Origin of the sequence: Streptomyces sp. NPDC059092 (assembly GCF_042756365.1) — a bacterium.
Lineage (GTDB): Bacteria > Actinomycetota > Actinomycetes > Streptomycetales > Streptomycetaceae > Streptomyces.
The window spans coordinates 59198-67296 of the sequence record NZ_JBHZEJ010000046.1; the positions used below are offsets into that span (position 1 = coordinate 59198).

Consider the following 8099-nt stretch of genomic DNA (forward strand, 5'->3'; position numbering starts at 1 on the left):
GCGCGCGGCAGGGACGGAACGGAAACGCCGGAAGGGTGGGTAGCGCAAAGCGCGACACCCACCCTTCCGGGTCAACCTCGGTGATGACTTCCGGCTACACCGGGGCCATCTTGTCCGCGATGCCCGGATTCTCACCCATCCAGGTCTTCACGGCTTCCTCCTCGTGGCCCGTACCGGCCTTCTGGATCTCGTTCTCCAGGCCGGAGAGCTGCTCCTCGCTCAGCTTGAAGTCCTTGAACCACTTCGTGAGCTGCGGATAGTTCCCGGTGAAGCTCTTGTGCGCGACGGTGGTGAGCCGGTCACCGTCACCGAAGGCCTTCTTCGGGTCCTTGAGCTTGGTCAGCTCGTACTCCTTGTAGGCCCAGTGCGGGCTCCACAGCGAGACCGCGATCGGCTCCTTCTTGGCGTACGCGCGCTTCAGCTCGGCGAGCATGCCGGGCGTCGAGCTGTCGACGACCTTGTACTCGTCGCCGAGGCCGTACCCGGGCAGGACCTTTTCCTTGAGGACGTTCATCTGCTCGGTGCCGGGCTCGATCCCGACGATCCGGCCCTTGAAATCGTCCCCGCGGCCCTTCAGGTCGTCCAGGGACTCGACGCCCTTGACGTACGAGGGGACGGCGACCTCACGGGTGGTGGGGCCGTACCAGGACCCGAGCTGGGTGAGGTCGTTCTTGTACTTGTCCCAGTAGCGTTTCTGCGCGTTCGGCAGCCAGGCGTCGAACTGGACGTCGATCTGGCCCCGGGACATCGCCTCGTACATCGGGCCGAGTTCGAACTGCTTCAGGTTTACCTTGTAGCCGCGCTCCTCCAGGACCGCCTTCCACAGGTACGTGGCGGCGATGTCCTCCTCCCAGGGGAACCACGCGACGTTCAGGGCGCGCTCGGTCTCGCCCGAGCCGGACGCACCCGTCTTCTTCCCGACCGGGGTCCACTTGTCGGCGAGGCCCGGATTGGCCTTGAGCCAGGTCCGTACGGCTTCCTGCTCCTTGCCCTGGCCGGCCTTCTGGATCTCGGCCTCCAGGCTGGTGAGCTGCTTCTCGTCCATCTTGAAGTTCTTCATCCAGGAGCCGACCTGCGGGTTGTCCTGGGAGAAGCCCTTGCGCGCCAGGGTGTGGACGCCGTCGCTCTCCGCGCCGAACGCCTTCTTCGGGTCGGCCAGCTTGGTGAGGTCGTAGGTGTCGTACGCCCAGTGCGGCGACCAGAGCACCACGGCGACGGGCTCCTTCTTGGCGTACGCGCGCTTCAGCTCGGCGAGCATGCCGGAGGTGGAGCCGTCGACGAGCTTGTACTCCTTGTCGAGGCCGTACGCCTTGAGGACCTTGTCCTTCAGGAGGCCCATCTCGCCCGCGCTGGGCTCGATGCCGATGATGCGGCCCTTGAAGGTGGAGCTCTTTCCCTTCAGGTCCGCCAGGGAGTTGACGCCCTTCACGTACGAGGGAACGGAGATCTCCAGGGAGGTCTTGTCGTACCAGGCCCCCATGTCCTCCAGGTCGTCCTTGTACTTGGCCCAGTACGAGGCGTGGGTGACCGGCAGCCAGGAGTCGGTCTGGATGTCGATCTGGCCGTTGGCCTGGCCGGTGTAGAGCGATCCCGCCTCGTACTGCCGTGCGTCGACCTCGTAGCCGCGCTGTTCCAGCAGTTCCTTCCAGAGGAAGGTGGAGGCGATGCCCTCGTCCCAGGGGATGTACCCCATGCTGATCTTCTTGCCCTGACCGACGTTGCCCGCCTCGTTCGTCGTGGACTTCGAGGAGCCACCGAAGAGGCCTATGCCGCCCGCGACGAGCGCGAGAACGAGCACGCCGGCGATCGCCACGACGGGCTGCGGACGGTGCTGCCAGATCTTCAGGCCGCCACTGGCCTCCTTGGCCTTGGCCAGGATGCGGCGGCCGACCGGGGAGACCTGGAGGCTGAGCGCGCCGGTGATCCGGTCCAGGTAGACGGCGAGGATCACGACGGAGAGGCCCGCCTCGAAGCCGAGGCCGACGTCGATGTTGCCGAGCGCGCGGTAGACGGCGCCACCGAGGCCGCCGCCGCCGACCATGCCGGCGATGACCACCATGGACAGGCCCAGCATGATGACCTGGTTGATGCCCGCCATGATCGTCTGGAGGGCCAGCGGGAGCTGGACCCGCAGCAGGGTGTTGCGGGGCGTGGTGCCGAACGCCTCGGCGGCCTCGACCAGCTCCGCGTCGACCTGCCGGATGCCCAGCTCGGTCATGCGGACGCCGGGCGGCAGGGCGAAGATGATCGTGGCGATGATGCCGGGGACCGCGCCGATGCCGAAGAAGACGACACCGGGGATCAGGTAGACCATGGCGGGCATGGTCTGCATCAGGTCGAGCACCGGCCGGATCAGCGAGCTGACCGTCTTGGAGCGCGCCGCCCAGATACCGAGCGGCATCGCGATGGCCAGCACCACGATGGTCGCGACCAGCACCAGCGAGAGCGTCTCCATCGCCTCGCTCCACAGCTCCATCGAGTCGATGAGCGCGAAGCCGACGAAGGCGAGGAGACCGGCGCTGAGGCTCCGCATCCACCAGGCGATGACCGCGAATATGCCCGCGAGGAGCAGCGGCTGCGGCGCGGAGAGCACGGCGTTGATGGCGTCGTACAGGTGGGAGACGACCCAGCCGATCGCGTCGAACAGCCAGGAGAGGTGGCTCTGAAGGAACTCGACGGCGCTGTCGACCCAGTCGCCGAGGGGCAGCCTAGGCACTGGCGACCGCCTTGTCCGTGCCGGTGCCCTTGACGGCCGCGGACTTGACGTCCTGGTCCGTGGTGACCGGGGTGAGGGCGTCGGCGGGCGTCATCGGCTCGCCGAGGACGGCGAGCAGCCGGGCGCGCGGGACGACACCGACGAGGGTGCCCTCGTCGTCGACGACGGCGACGGGCACTCCGCTGGTCGAGCAGGGGGTGAACAGCTCGATGATCGGGGTGGACTCGGTGACGGTGGCGGGCGCGGCGTCGAGAACGGCCTTCGCGTCGCGCAGTTCCTTGCCGGCGTCCGTGACGGTGCCGAAGGCGGTCTCCGGGTCGGCCATGATGGCGCCCGCGGTGAGCACCCGGGAGCGGTCGACGTCCTGGGTGAAGGAGGCGACGTAGTCGTTGGCCGGGGTGACGAGGATGTCCTCGGCGCTGCCGAGCTGGACGATCTCCCCATCACGCATGACCGCGATCCGGTCGCCGAGGCGCATGGCCTCGTTGAGGTCGTGGGTGATGAACACGATGGTCTTCTTGAGCCGTTTCTGGAGTTCGAGGAGCTGGTCCTGCATGTCGCGGCGGATCAGCGGGTCGAGCGCGCTGAAGGACTCGTCCATCAGCAGCAGATCGGCGTCGGTGGCGAGCGCGCGGGCCAGGCCGACACGCTGCTGCATACCGCCCGACAGCTCGTCGGGCCAGGATTTCTCCCAGCCGCCCAGACCGGTCATCTCCAGTGCCTCGGCGGCGCGTTTCTCGCGCTCCGCGCGGGGCACACCCTGCACCTCCAGCCCGTACCCGGCGTTCTCCAGAACGCTGCGGTGCGGGAAGAGCGCGAAGTGCTGGAAGACCATGCTGATCTTGGTGGAACGGACGTGGCGCAGCTCCACCGGGGGCAGGGCGGTCAGGTCCTGACCGTCGAAGAGCACCTGGCCCGAGGTGGGCTCCAGAAGTCCGTTGAGCATGCGCAGCAGCGTGGACTTGCCGGATCCCGAGAGACCCATCACCACGAAGATCTGGCCGGGCTCGACCGAGAACGAGGCATCGATCACCGCAGCGGTCGTACCGTCGGCGCGAAGCTCTTCACGGTCCGTACCGTTCTTGAGCTTCGTCACGGCTTCGTCCGGTCGTCTGCCGAATACCTTGTACAGGTGATCGGCTTGCAGCCTGGTCACATACACCTCACGGGTTGAACGGAAAAACGGCCCGTCACCCCCGCGGGCGGGCCGTGGAGCGAACGGATTCGGTCCGTCCACCGGGGACGATGTGTGAAATCGCTCTCTGGCTGGCTCCGTGACCGCGCCTGCCCGTCCTTACACAAAGCAAACAATTAAGTGACTCAGGTCACACAAGATCACAAGCAGATCGGCGCAAAACCCCCTTTCGCGCCCGGCCGTCCGGTCACGGAACGACGGCGGTCGGGCACTGACCGTCTTGTCAGTGGGCTGGGGCATCATCGGGGATGTGACACGACGCCTGATGCTCCTCGACACCGCCTCCCTCTACTTCCGCGCCTACTTCGGGGTCCCAGACTCCGTACGGGCCCCGGACGGCACGCCGGTCAACGCGGTGCGCGGACTGCTCGACTTCATCGCCCGGCTGGTCCAGGACCACCACCCCGACGACCTGGTCGCGTGCATGGACGCCGACTGGCGGCCCGCCTGGCGGGTGGAGCTGATCCCCTCGTACAAGGCGCACCGAGTGGCCCAGGAGCGCCCCGAGGGGCCTGACGAGGAGGAGACCCCGGACACGCTGGCCCCGCAGGTCCCGGTGATCGAGGCGGTCCTCGACGCGCTGGGCATCGCGCGCGTCGGCGTCGCGGGGTACGAGGCGGACGACGTGATCGGCACGCTCGCCGGCCGCGCCGCGGGCCCGGTCGACATCGTCACGGGCGACCGGGACCTCTTCCAGCTCATCGACGACTCCCGGGGTGTCCGGGTGCTGTACCCGGTCAAGGGCGTGGGGACGCTTCACCTCATGGACGAGGCGGCGCTGCGCGAGAAGTACGGGGTGGACGGCGCCGGATACGTCGATCTGGCGCTGCTGCGCGGCGACCCGAGCGACGGACTGCCCGGTGTGCCGGGGATCGGCGAGAAGACGGCGGCCAAGCTGCTGGACGCCTACGGCGACCTCGCCGGGATCATGGCGGCGGTCGACGACCCGGCCTCCCGGCTCACCCCGTCGCAGCGCAAGCGGCTGGACGGCGCCCGGGAGTACGTGGCGGTCGCACCCACGGTGGTCCGGGTCGCCGGGGACGTCCCGCTGCCCGCGTTCGACCCGGCGCTGCCCGCGGGACCGCGCGATCCGGCCATGGTCGACGCGCTGGCCACGCGGTGGGGTCTGGGCGGGGCGCTGCAACGCCTGCTCGCCACACTTCCACGGTGAGTGTTAGCTTACTTAGGTAAGCCTAAGCGTCGTGGAGTCGAGGGAGACCGCCGTGGCAGAACAGCCGGCCCGCCAAGCACCGAAGGTCCATGAGGGACAGGTCCTGCGCACCGAATGGATCACACCGCACATGGTGCGCGTGGTCCTGGGCGGCGAGGGGCTGGCCTCGGTGCGGGCCGGGGAGTTCACGGACCATTACGTCAAGGTCCTCTTCACCCCGGAGGGCGTGACCTATCCGGAGCCGTTCGACATGGACCGGATCCGGGCGGAGTTCCCGCGCGACCGGTGGCCCACGAACCGTACGTACACGGTGCGCGCCTGGGACCCGGCGGCCCTTGAGCTGACCATCGACTTCGTGGTCCACGGCGACGAGGGGCTGGCCGGCCCGTGGGCCGCGCGGGCACAGCCGGGCGAAACGGTACGGCTGCTGGGCCCCGGCGGTCTCTACGCGCCGGACCCGGCCGCCGACTGGCATCTGCTGGTGGGCGACGAGAGCGCGCTGCCGGCGATCGCCGCCTCGCTGGAGAGGGTGCCCGCCGGGGCCGTGGTGCACGCGTTCGTGGAGATCTCGGGGCCCGAGGAGGAGCAGAAGATCGCGACGCCGGACGGGGTCGGGATCACCTGGCTGCACCGCGGTTCCCGCCCGGTGGGCGAGGCGCTGACCGCCGCCGTGCGCGCGCTCGACTTCCCGCCCGGCGACGTCCTGGCGTTCGTCCACGGCGAGGCGGGCTTCGTGAAGGAGCTGCGCCGCCATCTGCGGCTGGAGCGGAACATACCGCGTGAGCGGCTGTCGATCTCGGGGTACTGGCGGCTCGGTCAGACCGACGAGGCGTGGCGTGCCGTCAAGCGCGAGTGGAACGAGCAGGTGGAGAAGGAGCAGGAGCGGCGGACCGCCGCCTGACCGACGAGCACCGCGCCCGCTCCGCCACGGGCCCCGGTACGGGCCGCCCGCCCGTACCGGGGCCCGTGGCCGTCCCCGTATCCCCGCTCGTACGCGCGTCCCGGGCCGCACGGACTTCTGGTACGAGCGGAAGGTGCGGGCCGGCAGCCGGACCGCCATGGCGGCCAGGGCCGGCCGGGCGCCGCCCCGGCTCAGGACATGCCCCCAGCCGGGGTCGGCCGCCCTCGCGGAACGTCCGGCGGCCATCGCCCGGTTGACCGGGTTGGAGTCCGCGGTCCGCGCCATCCAGGACGGCATCCGCGCCGGAGCCGTGAACGCCGAGGAGAGGGACGTCGGCGGCAGCAGCAGGACGGTGTTGACGCCGATGATCGACTCGCGCCGGCGCACCAGGATGCCCAGGGCGTTGGAGAGCGCTCCGAAGACCGTGCCCGGCAGGACCGACGCGACGATCAGGATGAGCGGTCCGCCCAGGCCGCCCGAGCAGGTGGCGCCGCCCAGCAGCACGATGGTCACGGACTCGACGGCCGTGCCGTTGCCGTTCCGCACGACGTTGGTGTTCATCAGGGCGCTGCGGCTGACCGGGGTGGTCAGCAGGCGGGAACGGGTGGGAACGGACCAATCCGGGGGCGCCCCGGCTCCGAATCATGCGGGAGTCTGTTCGGACCACTCACCGCCCAGCAGGAATGGAAGCTTGAACGCATGTGCGCACCCTGGAGGAGAGCCGCGTGAAAGAAGCCGTACACATCGGCGGCCCCGCTTCGGCGGGACCCGATCTTCAGGAATTGCTGGGCCAGGTCGCCAGGGGCGACCAGGAGGCGTTCTCCCGGGTGTACGACCAGGTCTGCGGTCCCGTGCTGGGCCTGGTGCGCAGTGTGCTGCGCGATCCGGCCCAGTCGGAGGAGGTGGCTCAGGAGGTCCTGCTGGAGGTCTGGCGGACCGCCACCCGTTTCCGGCCGTCCCGCGGCAGCGCCATGACCTGGGTGCTGACCCTCGCGCACCGGCGCGCGGTGGACCGGGTGCGCTCGGCCCAGGCGTCCAGCGACCGGGAGCACCGGGCCGCGCTGCTCGACCGTACGCCCGCCTTCGACGAGGTCACCGAGCAGGTGGAGGCCAGTCTCGAACGTGAGCAGGTGCGTCGCTGTCTGCGAACTCTCACCGAACTCCAGCGCCAGTCCGTCACACTGGCGTACTACCAGGGCCTGGCCTACCGGGAAGTCGCCGAGTTGCTCTCGGTCCCGCTGGGCACGGTCAAGACCCGATTGCGCGACGGACTCATCCGGCTGCGCGACTGCCTGGGGGTGAACGCATGACCACTGCGGATCTCCACACGCTGACCGGCGCGTACGCGCTGCACGCCTTGGACCCGAGGGAGCGCGCCGAGTTCGAACGTCACCTGGAGGCATGCCACGCGTGCTCCGTGGAGGTACGGGAACTCGCGGCGACGGCCGCCCGGCTGGGCCGGGCCGTGGCCGTGACCCCGCCGCCCGCGCTCAAGGAGCAGGTGCTCCGGCGGATCGCCACCGAGCGCCAGGACCCGCCGAAGGTGACCCCTCACCAGGCCCGGTCCGGCGGCGGCGCCGGCCGTGGCCGCGCGCTCTCCCGCTTCGCCCTGGCCGCGTGCCTGGCCGCCGCGGCGGGGCTCGGCGGGGTCGCGGTCTGGCAGAACCAGGAGGCACGGGACGCGCGCCAGGAGGCGCGGGCGGCGCAGCGGCACTCCGAGGAGCTGGCCACCGTGCTCGCGGCCCCGGACGCCCGGGTCGCCACGGGCGGCCTGACGAACGGCGCGACGGGGAGTGTGATCGTCTCCCGCTCCAAGGACCGGGCGGCGTTCGTCGCCTCGGGGCTGCCGAAGGCGCCAAGCGGCAAGGTCTACGAACTCTGGTACGACGACGGCGGCACGATGCGTGCCGCGGGGCTGCTGAACTCCGCGGCCGGCTCCGCCTCCGTGCTGATGGAAGGACCGGTGGACGGGGCGTCCGGCATGGGCATCACGGTGGAACCGGCGGGCGGCTCGGAGCAGCCCACCTCCACGCCGCTGGCGCTGATGAACTTCCCGGCCGCTTGAGGGCCACGGGCCGTGGGGGGGGGGGCCCCCGGGGGGGGGGGGGCCCCCCCC

The 8099-nt window shown here is 70.1% G+C and carries 6 protein-coding genes and 1 pseudogene; 4 read left to right on the forward strand and 3 right to left on the reverse strand.

What is annotated here, in order from left to right; translation table 11 throughout:
* Nucleotides 1-94: 94 nt before the first annotated feature.
* A complete protein-coding gene (locus ACFXPL_RS24530) occupies nt 95-2716 on the reverse strand; it encodes an ABC transporter permease/substrate binding protein (RefSeq protein WP_384923380.1) in 2622 nt (873 codons plus the stop codon).
* Nucleotides 2709-3872, reverse strand: coding sequence for a glycine betaine/L-proline ABC transporter ATP-binding protein (locus ACFXPL_RS24535; protein ID WP_384923383.1), 1164 nt, complete (start codon nt 3870-3872; stop codon nt 2709-2711). The genes ACFXPL_RS24530 and ACFXPL_RS24535 overlap by 8 nt, the downstream gene beginning before the upstream one ends.
* A 304-nt stretch (nt 3873-4176) precedes the next feature.
* Between ACFXPL_RS24535 and ACFXPL_RS24540 the strand changes: the two genes are divergently transcribed.
* Together ACFXPL_RS24540 and ACFXPL_RS24545 are read left to right on the forward strand one after the other, a co-directional pair.
* On the forward strand, nt 4177-5082 hold the full coding sequence (locus ACFXPL_RS24540; RefSeq protein ID WP_384923407.1) for a 5'-3' exonuclease H3TH domain-containing protein: 906 nt from the start codon (nt 4177-4179) through the stop codon (nt 5080-5082).
* A gap of 52 nt (nt 5083-5134) precedes the next feature.
* Nucleotides 5135-5983, forward strand: a complete 849-nt coding sequence (locus tag ACFXPL_RS24545) for a siderophore-interacting protein (RefSeq protein WP_384923386.1) — start codon at nt 5135-5137, stop codon at nt 5981-5983.
* Between the two features lie 108 nt (nt 5984-6091).
* Here the strand turns inward: ACFXPL_RS24545 and ACFXPL_RS24550 are convergent.
* A pseudogene (locus ACFXPL_RS24550) lies at nt 6092-6589 on the reverse strand (ABC transporter permease); the annotation flags it as partial.
* A 119-nt stretch (nt 6590-6708) separates the two neighbouring features.
* Between ACFXPL_RS24550 and ACFXPL_RS24555 the strand changes: the two are divergent.
* Both ACFXPL_RS24555 and ACFXPL_RS24560 read left to right on the forward strand, forming a co-directional pair.
* Complete coding sequence (locus ACFXPL_RS24555; protein WP_384923389.1) at nt 6709-7293, forward strand: sigma-70 family RNA polymerase sigma factor; 585 nt, start codon at nt 6709-6711, stop codon at nt 7291-7293.
* The gene (locus ACFXPL_RS24560) at nt 7290-8048 is read left to right on the forward strand and encodes an anti-sigma factor domain-containing protein (protein ID WP_384923392.1); all 759 of its coding nucleotides are present in this window, start codon (nt 7290-7292) and stop codon (nt 8046-8048) included. The genes ACFXPL_RS24555 and ACFXPL_RS24560 overlap by 4 nt, the downstream gene beginning before the upstream one ends.
* Nucleotides 8049-8099: the final 51 nt, after the last annotated feature.